At 58.3% G+C, this 20,577-nt stretch carries 21 protein-coding genes; 14 read left to right on the forward strand and 7 right to left on the reverse strand.

Going from position 1 to position 20,577, the window contains the following annotated elements:
- The 4 genes from V7665_RS09865 to V7665_RS09880 all read left to right on the forward strand — a co-directional run.
- A partial coding sequence (locus tag V7665_RS09865) for an acyl-CoA dehydrogenase family protein (RefSeq protein WP_335664366.1) occupies positions 1 to 374 on the forward strand: 374 nt, incomplete at its 5' end.
- 202 nt (positions 375 to 576) lie between these two features.
- On the forward strand, positions 577 to 1,335 hold the full coding sequence (locus tag V7665_RS09870) for a crotonase/enoyl-CoA hydratase family protein (RefSeq protein WP_335664367.1): 759 nt from the start codon (positions 577 to 579) through the stop codon (positions 1,333 to 1,335).
- A 9-nt stretch (positions 1,336 to 1,344) separates the two neighbouring features.
- Positions 1,345 to 2,310, forward strand: coding sequence for an alpha/beta fold hydrolase (locus V7665_RS09875; protein ID WP_335664368.1), 966 nt, complete (start codon positions 1,345 to 1,347; stop codon positions 2,308 to 2,310).
- A gap of 151 nt (positions 2,311 to 2,461) precedes the next feature.
- Positions 2,462 to 2,899: an RcnB family protein gene (locus tag V7665_RS09880; RefSeq protein ID WP_335664369.1), complete on the forward strand. Its 438-nt coding sequence runs from the start codon at positions 2,462 to 2,464 to the stop codon at positions 2,897 to 2,899.
- A 58-nt stretch (positions 2,900 to 2,957) separates the two neighbouring features.
- Here V7665_RS09880 and V7665_RS09885 read toward each other — a convergent pair whose 3' ends face one another.
- The 6 genes from V7665_RS09885 to V7665_RS09910 form a co-directional block, all read right to left on the reverse strand.
- Positions 2,958 to 3,746, reverse strand: coding sequence for an SDR family NAD(P)-dependent oxidoreductase (locus tag V7665_RS09885; protein ID WP_335664370.1), 789 nt, complete (start codon positions 3,744 to 3,746; stop codon positions 2,958 to 2,960).
- Complete coding sequence (locus tag V7665_RS09890) at positions 3,746 to 4,723, reverse strand: NAD(P)H-dependent flavin oxidoreductase (protein ID WP_335664371.1); 978 nt, start codon at positions 4,721 to 4,723, stop codon at positions 3,746 to 3,748. Before V7665_RS09890 ends, V7665_RS09885 begins: the two co-directional genes overlap by 1 nt.
- 151 nt (positions 4,724 to 4,874) lie before the next feature.
- Positions 4,875 to 5,918: an acyl-CoA dehydrogenase gene (locus tag V7665_RS09895; protein ID WP_335664372.1), complete on the reverse strand. Its 1,044-nt coding sequence runs from the start codon at positions 5,916 to 5,918 to the stop codon at positions 4,875 to 4,877.
- Entirely contained in the window at positions 5,918 to 7,072 is a 1,155-nt protein-coding gene (locus V7665_RS09900; protein ID WP_335664373.1) for an acyl-CoA dehydrogenase family protein, read from the reverse strand. Before V7665_RS09900 ends, V7665_RS09895 begins: the two co-directional genes overlap by 1 nt.
- 99 nt (positions 7,073 to 7,171) lie before the next feature.
- Positions 7,172 to 9,133 (reverse strand): alkyl/aryl-sulfatase, encoded by a 1,962-nt coding sequence (locus tag V7665_RS09905; RefSeq protein WP_335664374.1) that lies wholly within the window; start codon positions 9,131 to 9,133, stop codon positions 7,172 to 7,174.
- A gap of 115 nt (positions 9,134 to 9,248) precedes the next feature.
- On the reverse strand, positions 9,249 to 10,046 hold the full coding sequence (locus V7665_RS09910; protein WP_335664375.1) for an enoyl-CoA hydratase-related protein: 798 nt from the start codon (positions 10,044 to 10,046) through the stop codon (positions 9,249 to 9,251).
- A 103-nt stretch (positions 10,047 to 10,149) separates the two neighbouring features.
- Between V7665_RS09910 and gspH the strand changes: the two genes are divergently transcribed.
- The 10 genes from gspH to V7665_RS09960 all read left to right on the forward strand — a co-directional run bounded on the left by gspH (position 10,150) and on the right by V7665_RS09960 (position 20,190).
- Positions 10,150 to 10,629, forward strand: a complete 480-nt coding sequence (gene gspH / locus V7665_RS09915; RefSeq protein WP_335664376.1) for a type II secretion system minor pseudopilin GspH — start codon at positions 10,150 to 10,152, stop codon at positions 10,627 to 10,629.
- Positions 10,626 to 11,063 carry a type II secretion system minor pseudopilin GspI gene (gene gspI / locus V7665_RS09920; protein ID WP_335664377.1) on the forward strand — a complete coding sequence of 146 codons (438 nt, stop codon included), beginning with the start codon at positions 10,626 to 10,628 and terminating at the stop codon, positions 11,061 to 11,063. Before gspH ends, gspI begins: the two co-directional genes overlap by 4 nt.
- 90 nt (positions 11,064 to 11,153) lie before the next feature.
- Positions 11,154 to 11,903: a 6-phosphogluconolactonase gene (locus tag V7665_RS09925; RefSeq protein WP_335664378.1), complete on the forward strand. Its 750-nt coding sequence runs from the start codon at positions 11,154 to 11,156 to the stop codon at positions 11,901 to 11,903.
- Between the two features lie 127 nt (positions 11,904 to 12,030).
- Entirely contained in the window at positions 12,031 to 13,566 is a 1,536-nt protein-coding gene (locus tag V7665_RS09930) for an acyl-CoA synthetase (protein ID WP_335664379.1), read from the forward strand.
- Positions 13,566 to 14,879, forward strand: coding sequence for a cytochrome P450 (locus tag V7665_RS09935; protein WP_335664380.1), 1,314 nt, complete (start codon positions 13,566 to 13,568; stop codon positions 14,877 to 14,879). Before V7665_RS09930 ends, V7665_RS09935 begins: the two co-directional genes overlap by 1 nt.
- Before the next feature lie 75 nt (positions 14,880 to 14,954).
- On the forward strand, positions 14,955 to 16,385 hold the full coding sequence (locus V7665_RS09940) for an aldehyde dehydrogenase family protein (RefSeq protein WP_335664381.1): 1,431 nt from the start codon (positions 14,955 to 14,957) through the stop codon (positions 16,383 to 16,385).
- Between the two features lie 133 nt (positions 16,386 to 16,518).
- On the forward strand, positions 16,519 to 17,691 hold the full coding sequence (locus V7665_RS09945; protein ID WP_335664382.1) for an acetyl-CoA C-acetyltransferase: 1,173 nt from the start codon (positions 16,519 to 16,521) through the stop codon (positions 17,689 to 17,691).
- Positions 17,692 to 17,808: 117 nt separating this feature from the next.
- A complete protein-coding gene (locus tag V7665_RS09950) occupies positions 17,809 to 18,591 on the forward strand; it encodes an SDR family NAD(P)-dependent oxidoreductase (RefSeq protein ID WP_335664383.1) in 783 nt (260 codons plus the stop codon).
- A 61-nt stretch (positions 18,592 to 18,652) separates the two neighbouring features.
- Positions 18,653 to 19,525, forward strand: coding sequence for a crotonase/enoyl-CoA hydratase family protein (locus V7665_RS09955; protein ID WP_335664384.1), 873 nt, complete (start codon positions 18,653 to 18,655; stop codon positions 19,523 to 19,525).
- A 35-nt stretch (positions 19,526 to 19,560) separates the two neighbouring features.
- Positions 19,561 to 20,190, forward strand: coding sequence for a TetR family transcriptional regulator (locus V7665_RS09960; protein ID WP_335664385.1), 630 nt, complete (start codon positions 19,561 to 19,563; stop codon positions 20,188 to 20,190).
- Between the two features lie 6 nt (positions 20,191 to 20,196).
- Here V7665_RS09960 and V7665_RS09965 read toward each other — a convergent pair.
- The coding region (locus V7665_RS09965) for a glutathione S-transferase C-terminal domain-containing protein (protein WP_335664386.1) at positions 20,197 to 20,577 on the reverse strand (381 nt) is incomplete at its 5' end.

Consider the following 20,577-nt stretch of genomic DNA (forward strand, 5'->3'; position numbering starts at 1 on the left):
CGGTGATCGATTATACGCTGGAATATCTCAAGACCCGCAAGCAGTTCGGCAAGATTATCGGCAGCTATCAGGCGCTGAAACATCCGACCGTCAACAATTATGTCGAATATGAAAAGGCGCGCACGCATCTGTACAGCGCCGCCCACAGCTGGGGCGAGCAGGGACGTGGCGAGGTTGCCGTCCGGATGGCGGCGGCCCAGTCCCATTCCAGCTATGCCACCGCTGCCGACCGGGCGATTCAATTTCATGGCGGCTTTGGCTTCACCCATGATTGCGATGCCCAACTGCACCGGCGCAAGGCAATTCTGGCAGGTGCCCTGATCGGCGATGCCGCCTATCAACGGTCGAAACTGGCAAGCTTGCTGTTTGATTGAAAAAGAAGGAATCAGAATTATCACGCGAAGCCGCGAAGCCACGAAGAAAATTATCTTTGCGCCTTCTCGGCTTCGCGTGAGAAATTTGATTGCAGGTGGAAATTGCCTTTAGCACTGAGCTTGTCGAAGTGCGTCTATGGACTTGAAGCGTCCTTCGACAGGCTCAGGACTAACGGTTCGAGGAAAAATAGGAGAAACAAAAATGTCTGAAGTGCTCACCGAAATTCGCGACGGTTTCATCATCGTCACCATCAACCGGCCCGAAGCCAAAAACGCGATGACCAAGGCGGCAGCGGAAGGCATTCGCGCGGCGATGGAGCAGCTCGATAATGACAACAGCCTCAACGCCGGGATCATCACCGGCGCCGGCGGGACATTCTGTTCCGGCATGGACCTGAAGGGCTTTTTGCGCGGCGAAACACCTTCGGTCAAAGGCTATGGCTTTGGCGGGATCACCGAAAAGGGTCCGGAAAAGCCGCTGATCGCTGCGGTCGAAGGCTATGCGCTGGCGGGCGGCCTCGAACTGGCTTTGGCCTGCGATCTGTGCGTCGCCAACGTCAACGCCAAATTCGGCATTCCGGAAGTCAAACGCAGCCTGGTGGCTGCGGCTGGCGGCGTCATCAAGCTGCAGCAGCTGGTCGGCAAACGCATCGCCATGGAATGGGCCCTGACCGGAGATTTCTTCTCCGCCCAGCGCGCTTATGAAGTGGGCTTTGTCAACCGTGTGACCGAAGGCGCTGCTCTGGATGCGGCCATCGAGCTGGCAACCACGGTTGCGGCCAATGGTCCCTTGGCGCTGAAAGCGACCAAGAAGATCATCAATGAAAGCTATGACTGGTCCAGCGAAGAAGCCTGGAAGAAACAGGCTGAAATCACCATGCCGGTGTTCGCTTCGAAAGATGCGCAGGAAGGCTCGCTCGCTTTTGCGCAGAAGCGCAAGCCGGACTGGAAGGGCGAATAAGCACCCGCGATGAATGAAAATTTGAAAACAGCCAGCCCGGATATTGTCGATATCTGGGCTGGCGATCAGGATCTGCCGTCATGGTTCGGGCACGCGATGGCGGTGCCGCGCGAAGAAGCCTTTGTCGAAGTGGATGGCTATAAGGTCCATTATTTCCGCTGGGGCACGCGCGGCAAGCCGCCGTTGCTGATGACCCACGGCTTTCTCGCCCATGCGCGCTGCTTTGCCTTTATCGCGCCGTTTCTGGCAGAAGAATATGACGTCATTGCCTATGACCTGGCGGGCATGGGCGAGAGCGAGATGGTCCCGGACAGCGATGGCGATACGCGTGCCGAAGGCATGGTTGCCGTGGCCGAAGCGCTTGATCTGTTCTCCGGACCGGTAAAGCCGAAGATCATCGCCCACAGCTTTGGTTCCGGCGTTGCCCTCACCGCAATGGAACTGGCAGGAGAGCGTTTTGGCGGTCTGATCATCTGCGATCTGATGATCATGCGGCCGGAAAAACTGATGGCCCATTTCAAGGGTTCCAACGGCCCGCCGGGATCGGGCAAGTCTGACAAGCCGAACAATATCTATCCCGATTACGAGACCGCGCGCGGACGCTTTGTCCTTTCGCCACCCCAGGAAGCGCAAGCACCGTTTCTGCTCGAATATATGGCTTATCATTCGATGCAGCGGGTCGATGGCGGCTGGTCATGGAAATTCGATCCGATGGTTTTCCACCGCAGCGTGAATGATCAGGCAAAATGGCTGCAGGCGCCACAGCGGATTGTTGATCTGCCGCATCGGCTGGCAATCATCTATGGCGAGAATAGCAAGCTGTTCGACGCTGATAGCGCCGCCTATCTGCGCGAGCTCGGCGGCGGCCATATTCCGATGATTGCAATACCCGAAGCCGAACATCATCTGATGCTCGATCAACCGCTGGCGCTGGTGACCGCGCTGCGGTCGGTGCTGGCGCTTTGGGAGCACTGATGATCCGCTAGCTGATCGGCAGATGAACCGGATCGGGGTTCTGCGACAAACCAATACAAAAAACAGCGAATCTGACAAATGCCTGCGACAGCTTGCCCTTATTTCTGCCTGTGACGCCGCAGTTGGCGCCCGATAGAAAAGGGAATGGAACATGAAAAAAATTCTGATGGCTTTGGCAGTGACAACCATGGCGGTGTCGCCGATGGTTACCGCGCAGGCTCAGGCCGCCCAGCACCGGACCGTGGAAAAGTCGGTGAAAAATACGAATGGCAAGCGCGAAGTCAAAAAGACCGAGACGAAGCGGAATGGCCAGCGGGTGGTGACGAAGACCACGACCAGGAAAGTCGACCAGCGCGATCGTTACAATGACAAGCGCTATAGTGCCGTTTCTCACCGGAACTGGTCCAAGGGGCAAAGATTCGACCGGCGTTATGCGACCAATTACCGGGTGATCAGCAATCCTCGTGCCTACCGTTTGTCCAATGCGCCGCGTGGCTATCAATGGGTTCGGTCCGGCAATGATGCGCTGCTGATCGCGGTCACCAGCGGTCGTATCAGCGCGGTGATCGGCAACGCGATTTATCGGTAATACCGGCCGATCCAAATTTATGAGCAAGCCCCCGAAAGCGATTTCGGGGGCTTTTGCTTCAGGCGTTCTTGATCGTCAGCCCGCCATCGACCGGAATGGCGACGCCGGTGAGAAAGCTTGCCGACGGCAACACACAGGACAAGGTTATATGCGCAACCTCTTCCGGGATGGCATAACGGCGCAGCGCCACACGGCGCTTGGCATAGATGGTTTTATGTTCTTCGGAAATCGCATCGGTGATGCCCGTGCGGATCGGACCGGGGCAGACGCAGTTGACGGTGATGCCTTCGCGGCCAAGGTCTACGGCCAGACCACGGGTCAGGCCGATCACGCCATGTTTGGCGGCGGCATAGGGGCTGTTGCCAGGCGATGCTCCGAGGCCTTCGGTGGAGGCGATATTGACGATCCGCGGATGTTCCGCCTTGCGGAGATGGGGCAAAGCCGCACGAATCATCCGCTGGTGCGCCGTCAGCATGACCGCCAGTGTCGGCCCCCAGCTGTCTTCATAGCTTTCTTCCGCGATGTCGGCGGGAATGGCAAATCCGGCATTGTTGACCAGAATATCAACCCCGCCAAAAGCAGCGGCAATCGCGCCAACAACCGTCTTGATCGCATTTGGATCGCTGACATCCAGCGCCCAGGCTTTGGCGCTGCCACTATAGCCCGCGTCTTGAATTTCCCGCACTACGGCATCGCATCGGGCCTGATCGAGATCGGTGACCGCGACATGGGCGCCTTCGGAGGCAAAGAGATGCGCGGTAGCCCGGCCCATGCCGCTGGCGGCGCCGGTGACGATCGCAATCTTGCCGGCGATGGAGCGGCTAAGGGGCTGATAGGGCTCCAGCATCAGGCGGCCAGAAACCCCTTGAGCCGCTGATTGATAATCTGATCCGCTTCGGCCATGATCCGGTCGATCAGTTCCTTGCAGGTCGGGATATCGTGGATCAGGCCGGCGACCATGCCGCAACTCCACGCACCGGCGTCCATTGTGCCTTCCAGCATGATCTTGGGATAGACGCCCGCGACTTGCTCGATGACATCGGAAAATTGCAGGTCTGCGCCCTTTTCCTTTTCGATTTCGAGCAGCCGTTCGACCGCCGGGTTGGTCAGCACCCGTTCGGTGTTGCGCAAGGGCCGCATCACCAGGCGGGTATCCAGTTCGCTGGCGGCGACAATCGCGTCTTTCACATTCTGGTGAACCGGCGCTTCCTGGGTGGCGATGAAGCGGGTGCCCATGTTCATGCCTTCAGCGCCCATCGCCAGCGAGGCGACGAGGCTGCGGCCGTCGGCCTGACCACCGGAGGATACAAAAGGAATATCCAGTTCGTCGGCGGCGCGCGGCAGCAGGATCATGTTGGGAATGTCATCTTCACCAGGATGGCCACCGCATTCGAAGCCGTCGACCGAAACCGCGTCACAGCCGATGCTCTGGGCTTTCAGCGCATGGCGCACCGCGGTGCATTTGTGGATCACCTTGATGCCGGCGCCGTGCAGCGCAGGGAGCACCTGAACCGGATTATTGCCGGCGGTTTCGACGACCTTGACGCCGCCTTCGATGATTGCCTTGACCATGCCTTCATAGTCGGGCGAATTGACCACCGGCAGGAAGGTCAGGTTCACGCCGAACGGCTTGTCGGTCATTTCGCGGCATTTGGCGATTTCATCGGCCAGCGCCGCTGCCGAAGGCTGGGTCAGTGCGGTAATGATACCAAGCCCGCCCGCGTTGGACACAGCGGCGGCCAGTTCGGCAAATCCCACATAATGCATGCCGCCCTGAATGATCGGATGTTCGATGCCGAAAAGTTCCGTGATGCGTGTTTTCATGGGATATGCTCCTTGTGCGTCATTCCGGCGAATGTCGGAATCTACTATATGGTTTCCGTTAGTCCTGAGCTTGTCGAAGGATGCCTATCCTTGAGAAGCGTGGTTCGACAGGCTCACCACTAACGGCAAAAAGAATCATTTAATCGCTCGGTTAACTAGCAACCCGCTCGCCGCTCGTCCAGTCGCCCGTTGTCACGCCTTTCCAGATTTGATCTGGGGATTGTCGGGAAAGTTCCTCGCCCAGTCGTTTCGACCAGTGATATTCATTGCCAAGCGCGTCGCGCCAGGCCCAGAGCCGCCTTGTATAATGGTGCAGATCATATTCCTGAGTATAGCCCATTGCGCCGTGGACCTGATGGAAAGGCACGGTAACCGCCTCGACGCTATGGCCGATTTGGACTTTGGCGATCACTGCTTCGTGCCAGGCTTTTTCCGGATCATCAGCATGGCGGGCGATGGCGCTGGCCGCTTGCGTCGCGGCCATGGTCGCGGCCGCGCATTCGGAAGAAGCGACTGCCAGTTGCTGCTGGATCGCCTGAAATTTCGACAGGGGCCGACCGAATTGTTCGCGCTGGCAGACATAGTCGATCGACAGATTTAATGCTGTCTCCATCGCCGCTGCCATTTGTACCGCGCGGACGGTCAGGATCAGCGCTTCCACCGCCCGGCGGGACAGGTTGGTCTTGGCCGATTGTTCCGCCAAATGGCCCGAAAATATGAATTGCGTCATGCCATCCGGCGACAGCGCTGCCTCGGGCGACCGGACCGCTACGCGATTGTCGAACAGGGATATTTCCTGATGCGCCTCGTCGAACAGGACGATCTTGTCGGCGTGCATGCCGAACGGGATGTCGGCGCTGGGCGTGTGGCCGCTGAGCGCGAAGCTGGCGGTGCCATCCGCTGGCGCCAGGCCGGCCCGGTCGAGCATCCAGTTGGCGATCAGCGTCTCGGCAAAGGGCACCGGAGAGGCCGCCTGCGCCGACGCCCAGATCGCGCCGAAGGTCTCGTCATAGTCGGCGCCAAAGCCGCCATTGGCTTCGCCAACCCAGGCCAGCGGCAAGCCATTTTCCTGCAAGGCATCCCAGAGCGCCTGCGGATATTCGCCAGCCTCCGCCTGGTGCGGCACTTCCCGTCCGCACAGGTCGGTGTAAATTTTCGTGGCCGTTTCGGCGACCATTCCTTCTGTATTTATCATCAGCGTAACCCCAATTGCCGCGCGGTAATCCCGCGCATTACCTCGGTGGTGCCGCCGCGCAAGGTGTTGGGCGGCGAACGCAGCACGCCGATATTCATGATCCGGCGCATGTCGGGACTCCAGTCTTCAGAGGGCAGGTCGTTGAGCAGCGCGCGTACCTGCAGGGTCAGGTCATTTTCCAGCCGGTTGCCGAGATCCTTGACCAGCGCCGCTTCGGTTTCGGGCGACACGCCCTGATCGAGCAGATTGGCGATCGCCCAGGACATGCCTTTCAGTGTGCGCAGATTGGCGATCAGCTTGCCCAGCCGACCATGGCTATCCGAACCCATTTTTCCGCTCAGCTGCCGCAATGCGGTTTCCAGCGTGATATAGCTGGACAGGAACCGTTCCGGTCCGGACCGTTCCATCGCCAGTTCGCCGGTGACCTGGGCCCAGCCGCCGCCCTCGTCGCCGAGCAGGCAGTCTTCGGGCACAATCACATCCTCGAAATAGACCTCGTTGAAATGGGCATCGCCGGACAGATCGACAATCGGCTTGATGGTGACACCGGGCAGGCTGAGATCGATCATGATCTGCGACAGGCCGACATGGCGGTTGCGGCCATCGGCGGGCGAGGTGCGCAGCAGCGCCACCATATAATGCGAGATATGGGCGCCGGAGGACCAGACTTTCTGGCCGTTGATCTTCCAGCCGTCGCTGACTTTCTCCGCACTGGTTTTGACATTGGCGAGATCGGAGCCGGCGCCCGGTTCGCTCAGGCCAATGGCGAAATAGCATTCCCCCGCAGCAATGCGTGGCAGGATATCGAGCTTCTGCGCTTCGGTGCCATGGGCAATCAGCATCGGCGCGTGCTGGCGGTCGGCAATCCAGTGGGCACCAACCGGAGCGCCCGCGCGCAACGTCTCTTCGGTGACAATATAGCGTTCGAGCGCGCTCTTGTCGTGGCCGCCATATTGGCTCGACCAGGTCAGCCCGATCCAGCCGCGCTTCCCCATTTTCCTGGAAAATTCGGGATCGGCGGAGGCCATCCAGCATTCCGGTTCGGGTTTGAAATTGTCCGCGTCCCGTTCTTCCTTGAGGAACGCCTGCAAGTCGGCGCGCAACTCCTCCAGAGCGGGATCGGGTTGAACGACAGGAAAATTAAATCTCTGCATTGGCTTTTTTCCGTTCGTCCTGAGCTTGTCGAAGGACGGGTGGTGGGGACAAACGCACTTCGACAAGCTCAGTGCGAACGGTGATGGGCGCAGGCCGGTTCACGGCGTGACAATATCGAATTGTGGTTTTACCTCGTCGAGCGCCAGAAACATGGTGGCCATTAGTGCATCATTGCCGCTGATGATCATCTGCTTGTCCCGGATCAGCTCCATCGGACTGGTTTCCCGCATCAGTAGCTTGGTGAACTGCGCGCGGCTGATGGTGATCTGCACGACCGATCCCTCACCGGTAATCGCGTAATCCTCTCGGCGCGGGAACATCACGCTCTTGCCGAGATCAATGCTCACCGCTTCCTTGCGGTCGGGGAACCAGAAGCGGAGGATGCCGCCGTCGCCCTGCATCTTCGCCGGATTGAAGCGGGTCGCCATCGCGTCGAACAGGTCAACCGCCGGGATGCCGCTGAGCACCTTGGCATTGGCGGTGGAAATGCTGTTCTTGACGTTATTGCCCTCGCGCAGTTCCTTGGCGCCGACCAGATAAATGTTCCGCCAGGTTCCGGCCTCGGACTGGAACCCAAGCTGCTCGTATGTGGCGGCCAGCCATTTCTTGGCCGCTTCATCTGTCGAATCGGCGAACACCAGATGGTTGAACACGGTCGCTGCCCAGCGATAATCGCCGGCTTCAAATGCCTTTTCGCCTTCTGCCAGTGCCTTTTCGGTGCCGCCCATTGCCGCGACATATTTTTTCGAGGCTTCGACCGGCGGCAGTTCATGATAATGCGCTGGAACCGCATCCCACCAGCCGAAATAGCGTTGATAGACCGCTTTGCTATTATGGTTGAGCGTGCCGTAATAATCGCGCACGCCAAAGTCGCTCTTGGCGAAATCCGGCTCGCCGATATTCTCGGCAATCTCGTGCATGGTCGCGCCCTGATTGGCCTGGCGCATGGTCTGGTCATGGACATAGCGATAGATGCCGCGCTGGTTTTTCAGCGCCGCCTGGACATTATCGGCACCCCATGTCGGCCAGTGATGCGAGGCCAGCATGACGTCGGATTGCGTGCCATATTTGGCGAGCATCGCGTCGATCACCTTGCTCCATTTCAGCGTGTCGCGGACCAGTGCGCCGCGCGGGGTCAGGACATTGTGGAAGGTGCGGGTCGCCACTTCTGCGGTATGCAGCGCCTTGTACTGCGGCATGTAGAAAACCATCTCGGCCGGTGCTTCGGTTTCGCCGGCATCCATGAAGTCAAAGCTTATGCCATCGACGGTCAGCGTCTCGCCGGTCTTGCTGATCGACCGGGTCGGTGGCACCAGCGACACATCACCGCTCGACAATTTCTGACCGAGGCCGCCGCCGACATGGCCGGTCTTGCCAACCGGCAGGGCGGTGCCGAACTGATATTGTACCCGCCGGTTCATTGCGGTCCCGGCGATCACGCTTTCGCCAACGGATTCGGCGAGAAAACCGTGCGGCGCAATGATCTGTACCTTGCCCGATTTGATATCCTCGGGCGAAGCGACACCGGCAATCCCGCCAAAATGATCGCCATGGCTGTGAGTGAAGATGACCGCGACCACAGGCCGTTCGCCGAGAGTCTTGTTGGCCAGAGCCAGCCCGGCTTTTGACGGGGCAGGCGTGGTCAGCGGATCAACAATGATCCAGCCGGTCTTGCCGGCGATCAGCGTCATCTGCGCCAGATCATAGCCGCGGATCTGATAGATGCCGGGAACGACCTCGAACAGACCGTGGACGCTGTTGAGCTTTGCCTGTCGCCACAGCGATGGGTTGACCGTGTCAGGGGCCGCGCCGGTAATAAAGTCGAACTGATGCGAATCCCAGGCAACCGAGCCATCCTCGTTGAGGATCTTGTCGCCTGGAATTTTTGCAAGAAAGCCGCGATTGGCATTTTCGAAATCGGTCTGGTCGGCGATCGGCAGCTCTGCCGCGACATTGGCATTGGCGGCTTTTGTTGCCGGGGTGGCGACGCCTTCGGGAGGAGCTGCCCATATTGGAGCAGCCGACATCAGGGCTGCGATCAAAATAGCGGTCTTTTTCATTCTATTTCTCCTACCTGTTCCCCTGCGAAGGCAGGGGCCCATCTCCCGAAATTTCCTCGACGCGGCATTAAGGAGATGGACTCCCGCCTGCGCGGCAGAACCGTCTCCCCAGCAATTACGCGCCCTTGAACACCGGCTTGCGCTTTTCCAATATCGCATCAATCGCCTCGCGATGGTCGTCCAGCTGTTGCAAGACGCCCTGGAACAGCGCCGCCTGATCGAGATTTTCCTTCAGCGTCACGCTCTGCGCGGTGCGCACCAGTTCCTTGGTCTTGCGAATCGCCAGCGGCGGCAGCGCAACCACCATTTCGGCCAGCTCATAGGCGCGTGCCATAAGCTGGTCATTGGCAACAACCTCCGACACGAGGCCATAATCCAGCGCCTTGTGCGCATCGATAAATTCACCGGTAAACAGCATCTGGTTGGCTCTCGCCTGTCCGATGATCCGCGGCAATAACCAGGCACCACCATCACCGGGGATGATGCCGACGCGCAGGAAGCTTTCGGCAAAAATCGCGTCTTCGCCGGCGATGCGGATATCGCACATGGTGGTCAGGTCATTGCCTGCGCCGATCGCATGGCCATTGACCGCGGCGATCACCGGCACCGAGATTTGCGAGAAAGCCAGCGGGATCCGCTGGATACCGGTCTTGTACCAATTCTCGATTTCCAGCGGCGTCATATGCTGGTCGGCGGTCATCGCCTTGATCTCGTGGAGATTGCCGCCGGAGGAGAAGCTCTTTCCATTGGCGGCCAGCACGACGCAGCTTACCCCGGCGTCGGCATCCGCCTTGTTGATCGCATTGACCAGGGACTCGCACAGATCCTTCGACAGCGCATTGCGCGTTTCCGGCTTGTTCAACGTGATTGTCACGATGCGGTCATTTTTCTCGTAGAGAGTGACGTCATCCATCAGAAATTCCTTTGCCCTGCGTTTCTTTTCTATGGCACCGTCATTGCAGGGGATGTTGGATTCTGCAAGACTCGCTCGAACCTAATCGGTAAATGATCTCATGATGACCCGGCGGAACCCTCTTATCTCTGGCGATGATGCTGCTGGCTTCACACTGGTGGAATTGATGGTCGTGCTGCTGATCATCGGACTGATGGCTTCGGTCGTGGTTTTTTCCTTTCCCGGCGGCAGCAGCGACCTGGAAGAAGATGCCCAAAGATTCGCCGCGCGAACGGCGGCGCTCCGCGACAATGCAATCCTGCAATCGCGACCGATGGCGGTGCAGGTCACGCCATCCGGTTACAGTTTTCTCGAACGGCGCAAGGGCAGCTGGCTGGTGATCGAGGACAAGCCCTTTGTATCGACCAACTGGTCGAGCGGCGTGACCGCGAAAACCGGCGAGACCGGACCGATGATGATCAGCTTCGAAAGCACCGGTCTGCCCAGCGAGCAGGCCGAACTTGTCCTGCAGGGCAAGGAGCAAAGCCGCCGCGTGCTGATTGCGCCAATGGGCGATGTGAAGCTCGCCGGAGCAGCACCATGATCAGAGTGGGCAGATATACCGCCAAATATGCGGCCAGAGGTGACGAGCGCGGTTTCACCCTGATCGAAATGCTGGTCGCATTGTCGGTGTTCAGTCTCGCCGCTCTTTCGCTGATCCGGCTGCAGGCCTTTACCACGCACAATGCCGCCGAACTGGAACTGCGCGTGGTCGCGCAATCGGTGGTCCGCAATCGGGCAGTGGAAATCCTCACCGACCCGCGCCCGCCCGCGCTGGGAAAGCAGGGCGGAGCGGTCGAAAATGGCGGCTGGCAATGGCAATGGGCGCAGGATGCCAAGCTGACCGAGGACCAGCGCTTCATCCAGGTCGACATCAGCGCGCGCGAGCAGGCCAGCGGCGCTCCCGCTTCGCTCATCATCCTGCGGCCATCGGGGCTGTTGCTGGACGAGCAGCCGGCCGGGCAGCCTGCAAACTAGAAAATCGTCCGGAAAAATCTCATGTTTCACCTTTGTTTCGACGGGAACACCGGTTAGAAGCGCGAGGCAAATTGGCTAACAGGCAGAAAAATGAACGAATTCGAAGACGCGATAGAAGGTTTTGATATGGATGACTTGCCCGAAGGGGATGAGTCGATGCTCGAATGGTGGGATTTTGACGATCCGGCCGAGATGGTCGATGCCGTCGCCGGCGATATCCAGTTCATTATCGAGAGCGCCCTGGATGCGCGCGGCGATGCCTTGCTGGCGCTGCCTGCGAGCGATGAAGCGATGCCGGTGCTCGAGGCGCTGGCCGAAAAGCAGATCAAGTGGAAATATGTCACGATCATCCCGACCGACGATTTGATGGTGCCGCTCGACGATCCGCGCAGCCATGCAAAAAAGCTGGCGAGTCTCTTTCTGACCCGCGGCGCACGCGTGCTGCCGCTGGCACCGGATCACGAGGATTATCATATGGCTGGTGCCGCTGCCGATGCGCGGCTGCGCGACACGAAATGGCCACCCGATCTGGTCTTGCTCGGCATGGGCGCCGATGGCAGCACTGCCGGAATCATGGAAAGCGCCGATATGGAAGAGGCGCTGGATGGCCCTGCGGAAAAAATCGCCATTGGCTTGCTCCCCGAAGGCGGTGACACGCCGCTGGTGACGATCACCAAGGCGGCGATTTGCCAAGCGCGCACCGTGGTCGTTCTGCTCAAGGGTGCTGCCAGCCAGACGATACTCGAGACGGAAATCGAGCAGGGCGCGACCAGCACGGCACCAATCGGCCGGATATTTGCCGATTTGACCGTGCCTGTGGATATCTATGTGGAGAATTAGTGGGCTATTGCTGCCTTCTATCGCCGATTGATGTGACTATCGATTGATTTAACTGTGCGATTAAACCATGGTGCCAGGAAAGCGAATCGTCCAATCAGGCGATCGAACACTTGGAGAACGCCAGACTATGCACCCTTCTGTCCACGCAAAGAAAAATCCCGACAAGCCAGCTGTGATCATGGCGAGCTCCGGGGAAATCATCACTTATGGTGAGCTGGACAGACTGTCTAACCAGATTGCCCAGCTCTATCGCAGCCGCGGCCTGCAGATTGGCGATACGGTTGCCGTCTGCATGGAAAATCATCCGCAATTTTTCCCGGTCACCTGGGGATCGCAGCGCTCCGGCCTGTTTCAGGTCGCCATCTCCAGCCGTCTGACCGCCGAAGAAGTCAGCTATATATTGAAAGATTCCGGCGCCAAGCTGCTGATCAGTTCGCAGAAAATGCTGCCGGTCATCGATCAGGTGCGCGCGTTGAATCCCGATGTCGAGCAACTGATATATGGCGCAGAAGACGAGCGGAATATCGAAGCGGCGCTCGAATCGATGCCGATGACGCCCATCACCGATCAGCGCGCCGGTATCGACATGCTCTATTCGTCGGGCACCACCGGCCAGCCCAAGGGCGTGAAATTGCCGTTGCCGCTGGATGAAGATATCGCCGGGCCCAATGGCATAGCAGGACTCGCCGAGGCAATTTTCGGTTTCCACAAGGATTGCGTCTATCTCTCTCCGGCGCCGCTTTATCATGCCGCGCCGCTGCGCTGGAACATTGCTGTACAGGCGCTTGGCGGTACCAGCATCGTGATGGAAAAATTCGATCCCGAACATGCGCTGCAGCTGGTCGAGAAATATAAGTGCGATGTTGGCCAGTGGGTGCCGACCCATTTTGTCCGGATGCTGAAACTGCCGGAGGAAATACGCAGCAAATATGATATTTCCTCGATCAAGAGCGCGGTCCATGCCGCTGCGCCTGTGCCGGTTCCGATCAAGGAAAAAATGATCGAATGGTGGGGGCCGGTGCTCAACGAATATTATGCCGGAACCGAAGGCAATGGCTTTGTCTTCTGCAACAGCGAAGGCTGGCTGGCGCACAAGGGAACAGTCGGACAGCCGATCAATTGTATCGTCCATATCTGCGATGAAAATGGCGATGAAGTGGCGATTGGCGAAGAAGGCCAGATCTATTTCGAGAGCGGCTCGAAGTTCGAATATCATAATGATCCTGAGAAGACCAAGGCGGCAACCCATGAAAAGGGCTGGACCTCGCTCGGCGATGTCGGGAAGCTCGACGAGGATGGGTTTCTCTATCTGACCGACCGCAAGAGCTTCATGATCATTTCCGGCGGGGTGAATATCTATCCGCAGGAAATTGAAAATCTGCTGGTCAACCATCCCAAGGTTGCCGATGCCGCCGTCATTGGCGCACCGGACGAGGATATGGGCGAGAAGGTCGTCGCGGTGGTGCAGCCGATGGACATGGCGGATGCGGGCGATGATCTGGCACAGGAGCTGGAAGCCTATCTCCGCCAGTCGCTCTCCGGCGTCAAGATTCCACGCCAGATCGACTTTCGGCCAGAACTGCCGCGCCATGCCACGGGCAAGCTCTACAAACGGCTGCTGCGCGATGAATATTGGAGCAAGCAGGGAAGCGAGACAGCCTGATGGCAACGCAAGCAGAACCAATTTTAACCGGCCCGGATGCGCAGGCGATCATTGACCCGGCCAATTATGTCGACTGGGATGCACTGCTCGACCGCTTCGATGATATTCGCCGCGACACACCGGTTGTGCGGGTGGTCAATGACGAGGTCCACGATCCGTTCTGGCTGGTCACCAGCTATGATGACGTGATGCGGATCAGCAAGGACAACAAGCTGTTCCTCAACAGTCCGCGCAGCGTCACCTTCAGCGACAAGAATAGCGGTGCATTCGTGAAATCGATTACCGGCGGCGATCCCAATCTGGTCCGTTCGCTGGTCGCCCTTGATGCCCCGACTCACCCCAAATATCGGCGGCTGACGCAAGACTGGTTCATGCCCAAGAATATCAGCCAGATGGAAGACGAGATCAGGGCGTTGGCCAGGGTCACGGTCGACCGGCTGGTCGATGCAAGCCAGAAAGACGGCAAATATGAAGCCGATTTTGTGCCGCTGGTTTCCGCCCCCTATCCGCTGCATGTGGTGATGCAGATATTGGGCGTCCCGGAAGCGGATGAGCAGCGCATGTTGTTTCTCACCCAGCAGATGTTCGGCGGCCAGGATGAAGATCTCAACAAGTCCGGCATGGCCAATATGACGCCGGAGCAGATCATGCAGCTGGTGGTCGGCGCTGTTGCCGACTTCGAGGCCTATTTTGCCAAGCTGACCGAAGAGAAGCGCGCCAATCCGACCGATGATGTGGCGAGCGTGATCGCCAATGCGAAGGTCGACGGCGCGCATCTCAGCGACCGGGACATGGCCGGCTATTATATCATCCTGGCGGCAGCCGGGCATGACACGACCTCGGCTTCGACGGCGGGCGCGATGATGGCGCTGGCCCGCGACCCGGAACAATTCGCCCGGCTCAAGGCCGACCGTGATCTGCTCCCCGGGATTGTCGAGGAAGCGATCCGCTGGACGACGCCGGTGCAGCATTTCATGCGCACGGCTGCGGAAGATACCGAGCTTGGCGGGCAAAAAATTGCCAAGGATGACTGGCTGATGATCAGCTATATCGCAGCCAATCATGATCCGGACATCTTTCCCGACCCGCGCAAATTTGACGCGTCACGATCGCCCAACCGGCATCTGGCTTTTGGTGCCGGCGCGCATCAATGTCTCGGACTGCACATGGCGCGGATGGAAATGAAAATATTGTTCAACGAACTGCTCGACCGGATCGAAACGCTGGAACTGGCCGGCGAACCGATCCGCGCCAAGTCGACCTTTGTTGGCGGGCTCAAAACCCTGCCGATCCGCTACAGTCTATCAAAATGAATGGCGCGCAAGGTCTTGTAATCCACTATAAGCGACTCAAATAGAATCCAAAGGCAGACCCCAAAGGAGAGCAAAATGGTTACCCAATATAAGAATTTGATCAATGGTGAGATGGTCAGCACCTCGCAGATGCTGGACGTCGTCAATCCGGCCAATGAAGAAGTGATCGGTCAGGTGCCGGCATGTGGCGCTGCCGAGCTTGATCAGGCCGTCGCTGCTGCGCGCGCTGCATTCAAGGCCTGGTCGAAAAAGCCGATCGAAGACCGCCGCAAAGTGGTTCAGGCGATTGCTGCTGTGATCAACGAAAATAATGACGAGCTGTTCCGTCTGCTGACCGCAGAGCAGGGCAAGCCGCATGCGCAGGCGCAGGGCGAAATCGCCGGCGCAGCCTATATGGCGGGATCGCAGGCTACGCTGGACATCGAAGACGAGATTAACGAGGATAGCGACGAGCGCTTCAGCCGCACTCGCCGCGTGCCGGTCGGCGTTGTCGCCGGTATCGTGCCGTGGAATTTCCCGGTGATGATGGCGGTGCAGAAAATTGCCCCGGCTTTATTGTCCGGTTGCACGATCGTGTTGAAACCATCGCCATTCACACCGCTGACCACCTTGCGTCTTGCCGAGCTGATCAAGGATGTTGCCCCTCCGGGTGTCGTTAATATCATCACCGGCGAAGACAGCCTCGGTCCGTTGATGACTTCGCATCCCAATATCGACAAGATCACTTTCACCGGCTCGACCGCAACCGGCAAGAAGATCATGGAAGGCGCTTCCAAGGATCTCAAGCGGATCACGCTGGAACTGGGTGGCAATGATGCCTCGATCGTCCTGCCCGATGCCAATGTCGAAAAAGTTGCTGAACAGCTGTTCTGGTCGAGCTTCACCAATGCCGGACAAATCTGCGTCGCTGCGAAACGCATCTATATCCACGAGGATATTTATGACGAGCTCAGCGCTGCGATTGCCGCATTTGCCAAGAATGTGAAGGTTGGCGATGGCGCGCAACAGGGTACTGCGGTCGGTCCGATCCAGAACAAGAAGCAATATGAACGGGTGCTGGAACTGATCAAGGATGCCAAGGATAATGGCTATAAGTTCCTGGTCGGTGGCGAAGCGCAGGATGAGAGCATTCCGGGCTATTATGTGCCGATCACGATCCTCGACAACCCGCCGGAAGATGCGCGGATTGTTGCTGAAGAGCAATTTGGTCCGGTCATGCCGCTGATGAAATTCAGCACCACCGACGAAGTCATCGCGCGCGCGAATAACAGCGAATATGGCCTTGCCGGCGCTGTGTGGACCGCCAATCCTGAGGAAGGCGTCCGGGTTGCCGAACAGCTTGAGACCGGCACAGTGTGGGTCAATGAATTTCTCCACCTGTCGCCGTTCGCACCCTTTGGCGGGCATAAACAGTCCGGCTTTGGCGCCGAATATGGCAAGGAAGGCCTGCTCGAATTCACCTATCCGCAGGTGATCACGGTCAAGAAAGACAATGTGCCTGCCTGACGCTGGCAAGATATGATTTGAAGGAGCCGGTTATCACAATAGTGATCGCCGGCTTTTTCATTTGACGCTAGCGCCTGTGCGGTTTAACCGGTCAGTTAAATTTCGACTCTCAACCAATCAAAGGAATAAGACTATGGCAGAAGCCTATATTGTTGATGCGGTTCGTACCGCTGGTGGCCGTCGCGGCGGCCGTTTGGCCGGCATCCATCCGGTGGATCTGGGTGCTGCCACGCTCAATGCCATTGCCGACCGCAATGATTTTGACACCAGTGCCATAGAAGATGTGATCACCGGCTGCGTCATGCAGGGCGGCGAGCAGAGCGGCGATGTTGGCCGCAACGCGGTTCTGGCATCCAACCTGCCCGACAGCATCCCGTCGGTTTCTATTGATCGGCAATGTGGCTCTTCACAGCAAGCGATTCAGTTCGCGGCGCAGGGCGTCATGTCCGGCACCCAGGATATGGTGATGGCGCACGGTATCGAAAGCATGACCCGCGTGCCAATGGGATCGACCTTCAAGCTGTTCAAGGACGCCGGCCTCGGCACCAACATGTCGGAAGGCCTGAAAAAAGCCTATCCCGGCATCCAGTTCAGCCAGTTCATGGGCGCTGAAATGATGGTCAAGAAGCACGGCTTCACCCGTCAGGATCTGGATGAATTTGCGCTGGAAAGCCACCACAAGGCGATCAAGGCGGTCGAATCCGGCGCTTTTGCCAAGGAAATTATCGCTATCGAAATCGAAACGGCCGAAGGCAAGGAACATCACAAGGTTGACGAAGGCATTCGTTTTGACGCCACGATGGAAAGCATCGGCGCAGTGAAGCTGTTGCAGGAAGGCGGCGCGATTACCGCTGCCAATGCCAGCCAGATTTGCGATGGTTCCAGCGCGGTTCTGGTCTGTTCGGAACAGGCGCTGAAAGATCATGGATTGACCCCGCGTGCGCGGATCGTCAACATGACGGTAACCGCTGGTGATCCGGTGATCATGCTGGAAGAACCTTTGTTCGCCACCGACCGCGCGTTGCAGCGGGCTGGCATGAAGATCGGCGATATCGATCTTTATGAAGTGAACGAAGCCTTTGCCCCCGTGCCGCTCGCATGGCTGAAGCATGTCGGTGCCGATCGCGACAAGATCAACGTCAATGGCGGCGCGATTGCTCTGGGTCACCCGCTCGGCGCATCGGGTACCAAATTGATGGCAACCCTGCTCAACGCCATGGAGGCTCGCGGCTCGAAATATGGTCTGCAGACCATGTGTGAAGGCGGTGGCCAGGCTAATGTCACGATCATCGAGCGTCTCGGTTAGGCGCTGGCATATCGGAATATCCGTTAGTCCTGAGCTTGTCGAAGGACGGCTCTCGTCGACAGGCGTGGTTCGACAGGCTCACCACTAACGGCAAGGATCAAAAGGAAAGACAAAAACATGGAACTCAACAGCAATATCTCAGCAGTCATTACCGGCGGTGCTTCTGGTCTCGGCGCGGCAACCGCCCGTCGCTTGGCCGCCAAGGGCGTCAAGGTCGCCTTGTTCGACCTCAACGAGGAAAAAGGTGAAGCGCTGGCATCCGAACTGGGCGGTGTTTTCTGCAAGGTCAATGTCACCGATGATGACAGTGTCGATGCAGGCTTTGCCAAGGCCCGCGCCGCCAATGGTCAGGAACGCATCCTGGTCAATTGCGCCGGTATCGGTAACGCAATCAAGACCGCCAGCCGGTCCAAGGAAGATGGCTCGATCAAGCATTTTCCGATGGATGCCTTCAACTTCGTCATCCAGGTCAATCTGGTCGGTACTTTCCGCTGCATCGCCAAATCGGCGGCGGGCATGCTGACCCTTGATCCGCTGGAAGATGGCGATCGCGGTGCGATGGTCAACACCGCCTCGGTTGCGGCCGAAGACGGTCAGATCGGTCAGGCGGCCTATGCGGCTTCCAAGGGCGGTGTGGTTGGCATGACATTGCCGATCGCGCGCGATCTGTCCCGCGAAGGCATTCGCGTCAACACCATCCTGCCGGGCATTTTCGATACGCCATTGCTGGCTGGTGCGCCGCAAAATGTTCGTGACGCGCTCGGCGCGATGGTTCCGCATCCGCCACGACTGGGTCAGCCGGACGAATATGCGGCGCTTGCAATGTGCATGATCGAAACGCAATATTTCAACGGCGAAGATGTCCGTCTCGATGGCGGCATCCGGATGGCACCGCGCTAAGCACCAAACTTCAAGGGCTGCGAGAAACTCGCGGCCCTTTTTTTATCCCCAGGAGCCTCGCATGACCGATTACACCCAGATCCTCTACGACGTCGCCGACCAGATCGCGACGATCACGATCAACCGTCCGGAAAAGATGAACGCTTTTACCGGCACGATGATCAAGGAAATGACCGACGCCTTTGATCGCATCGATGCCGATGATGATGTGCGGGCGGTGGTGGTTACCGGAGCCGGCGAACGAGCCTTTTGCGCCGGTGCCGATCTGACGCCGGAAGATGGCAAGAAGCCGTTTGCCAGCGCAGAACCGGTGGAAGATTATTCCGATCCCCGGGTCCGCGATGGCGGTGGTCTGCTGATCCTGCGTATCTATCAATGTCTGAAGCCGGTTATCGGTGCGATCAACGGCGTTGCCGTGGGCGTTGGTGCAACGATGCTGCTACCGATGGACATGCGGCTGGCCAGCGAAACTGCGCGCTTCGGCTTTGTCTTTGCCCGGCGCGGTATCGCCCCCGACGGCGCGGCCAGCTGGTTCCTGCCCAATCTGGTTGGCCGGGCGCAGGCGCTCGAATGGTGTCTGACCGGCCGGGTTTTTGATGCCGAGGAAGCGCTCAAGGGCGGTCTGGTCCGCTCGCTGCACAAGCCCGAAGAGCTGCTGCCCGCTGCCTATGCGCTGGCGCGCGAGATTGTTGACAATACAGCGCCGGTATCCATCGCTGTCACCCGGCAGATGTTGTGGCAATTGCCCGCTGCCGCCCATCCGATGGAAGCGCATAAAGTCGATAGCCGGATCATCTATAATCGAGCGAAATCCGCCGATGCCAAAGAGGGGATCGCGAGCTTTCTGGAGAAGCGCACACCCAACTATCCGGATAAAGTGTCCAGCGACTTGCCAGACAGCTTTCCATGGTGGGAAGAACCTGTTTATAAGTGACAAAAATGTGACGTGATGCACATGGGGGAAGACAAATGGGCGTCGACAAATTGGTGAATAAAGAAAATGAAGCAGGCGCTCGCGAGAAATTGATCGAGACCGCCAGCCTGATCATGCGCGAAGGCGATACGATTGATATTTCGTTCAGCGAACTGTCGGTCCGGTCGGGTCTCAACAGCGCGCTGGTAAAATATTATTTCGGCAACAAGGATGGCCTGCTCGAGGCGATTCTTGAGCGCGATATGGACAATATTCTGGATCAGGTCGGTCTGTTGATCCAGAAGGACTGGCCGCCGGAAGACAAGCTGCGCCATCATATCGGCGCGGTGATCGATACCTATTATGAATTTCCCTATCTCAACCGCCTGACCATGCGCCTGATTCGCGAACTGCCACCAGAAGGCGCGCGCAATATCGCGGACAAATATCTGAAGCCGCTATCGGGGGCCTACAAGACATTTGTCGGCGCAGGCATCAAGTCGGGCGTGTTTCGGGATGTTGATCCCGACCTGTTCTATTCCGCCGTCACCGGTGCGGCCGACCGCTTCTTTACCGGCAAGCTGGTCTGGAAATATTGCTACGGCCGCGACGATTTCGACGAGCGGATGCGCGATGCCTATCGCGAGCAGACGGTCGACCTGATCATGGCCGGAATTTTGAAGTAGGAATCGCTACTCCGCCGCTTCGCCCTCCGGTTCCAGCTTGTCCTGCGTGCGCAATTCGAAATCGCTCGCATCGTGGCGTTCGCGTAGCTGGCCTTCGAGTTCGCCCCAGGCGCGGTTGACCATTTTGCCGCGCTGTACCGCCGGGCGTTCGGCGATCATGTCGGTCCAGCGGTTCATATGCTTGTAGGAGGCGGTGTCGAGAAATTCGGCGGCCTGATAGACGATATTTTTGACCAGTGCGCCATACCAGGGCCAGATCGCGATATCGGCGATGCTATATTCGTCGCCCGCCATATATTCATTGTCGGCAAGATGGCGGTCGAGCACATCGAGCTGGCGTTTCACCTCCATGGCAAAGCGGTCGATGCAATATTCGATCTTCACCGG

This window comes from Parasphingorhabdus sp. (genome assembly GCF_036964675.1).
Classification (GTDB): domain Bacteria; phylum Pseudomonadota; class Alphaproteobacteria; order Sphingomonadales; family Sphingomonadaceae; genus Parasphingorhabdus.

What these genes read in the sequence shown, in the direction of transcription:
- V7665_RS09890 (WP_335664371.1), bottom strand. Translation starts at nt 4,723, where the DNA reads ATGAAAACACGCATCACGGAACTTTTCGGCATCGAACATCCGATCATT.
- V7665_RS09955 (WP_335664384.1), top strand. Translation starts at nt 18,653, where the DNA reads ATGACCGATTACACCCAGATCCTCTACGACGTCGCCGACCAGATCGCG.
- V7665_RS09940 (WP_335664381.1), top strand. Translation starts at nt 14,955, where the DNA reads ATGGTTACCCAATATAAGAATTTGATCAATGGTGAGATGGTCAGCACC.
- V7665_RS09870 (WP_335664367.1), top strand. Translation starts at nt 577, where the DNA reads ATGTCTGAAGTGCTCACCGAAATTCGCGACGGTTTCATCATCGTCACC.
- V7665_RS09950 (WP_335664383.1), top strand. Translation starts at nt 17,809, where the DNA reads ATGGAACTCAACAGCAATATCTCAGCAGTCATTACCGGCGGTGCTTCT.
- V7665_RS09895 (WP_335664372.1), bottom strand. Translation starts at nt 5,918, where the DNA reads ATGATAAATACAGAAGGAATGGTCGCCGAAACGGCCACGAAAATTTAC.
- V7665_RS09960 (WP_335664385.1), top strand. Translation starts at nt 19,561, where the DNA reads ATGGGCGTCGACAAATTGGTGAATAAAGAAAATGAAGCAGGCGCTCGC.
- V7665_RS09925 (WP_335664378.1), top strand. Translation starts at nt 11,154, where the DNA reads ATGAACGAATTCGAAGACGCGATAGAAGGTTTTGATATGGATGACTTG.
- V7665_RS09900 (WP_335664373.1), bottom strand. Translation starts at nt 7,072, where the DNA reads ATGCAGAGATTTAATTTTCCTGTCGTTCAACCCGATCCCGCTCTGGAG.
- V7665_RS09880 (WP_335664369.1), top strand. Translation starts at nt 2,462, where the DNA reads ATGAAAAAAATTCTGATGGCTTTGGCAGTGACAACCATGGCGGTGTCG.
- V7665_RS09905 (WP_335664374.1), bottom strand. Translation starts at nt 9,133, where the DNA reads ATGAAAAAGACCGCTATTTTGATCGCAGCCCTGATGTCGGCTGCTCCA.
- V7665_RS09945 (WP_335664382.1), top strand. Translation starts at nt 16,519, where the DNA reads ATGGCAGAAGCCTATATTGTTGATGCGGTTCGTACCGCTGGTGGCCGT.
- gspH (WP_335664376.1), top strand. Translation starts at nt 10,150, where the DNA reads ATGACCCGGCGGAACCCTCTTATCTCTGGCGATGATGCTGCTGGCTTC.
- V7665_RS09885 (WP_335664370.1), bottom strand. Translation starts at nt 3,746, where the DNA reads ATGCTGGAGCCCTATCAGCCCCTTAGCCGCTCCATCGCCGGCAAGATT.
- V7665_RS09930 (WP_335664379.1), top strand. Translation starts at nt 12,031, where the DNA reads ATGCACCCTTCTGTCCACGCAAAGAAAAATCCCGACAAGCCAGCTGTG.
- V7665_RS09935 (WP_335664380.1), top strand. Translation starts at nt 13,566, where the DNA reads ATGGCAACGCAAGCAGAACCAATTTTAACCGGCCCGGATGCGCAGGCG.
- V7665_RS09875 (WP_335664368.1), top strand. Translation starts at nt 1,345, where the DNA reads ATGAATGAAAATTTGAAAACAGCCAGCCCGGATATTGTCGATATCTGG.
- gspI (WP_335664377.1), top strand. Translation starts at nt 10,626, where the DNA reads ATGATCAGAGTGGGCAGATATACCGCCAAATATGCGGCCAGAGGTGAC.
- V7665_RS09910 (WP_335664375.1), bottom strand. Translation starts at nt 10,046, where the DNA reads ATGGATGACGTCACTCTCTACGAGAAAAATGACCGCATCGTGACAATC.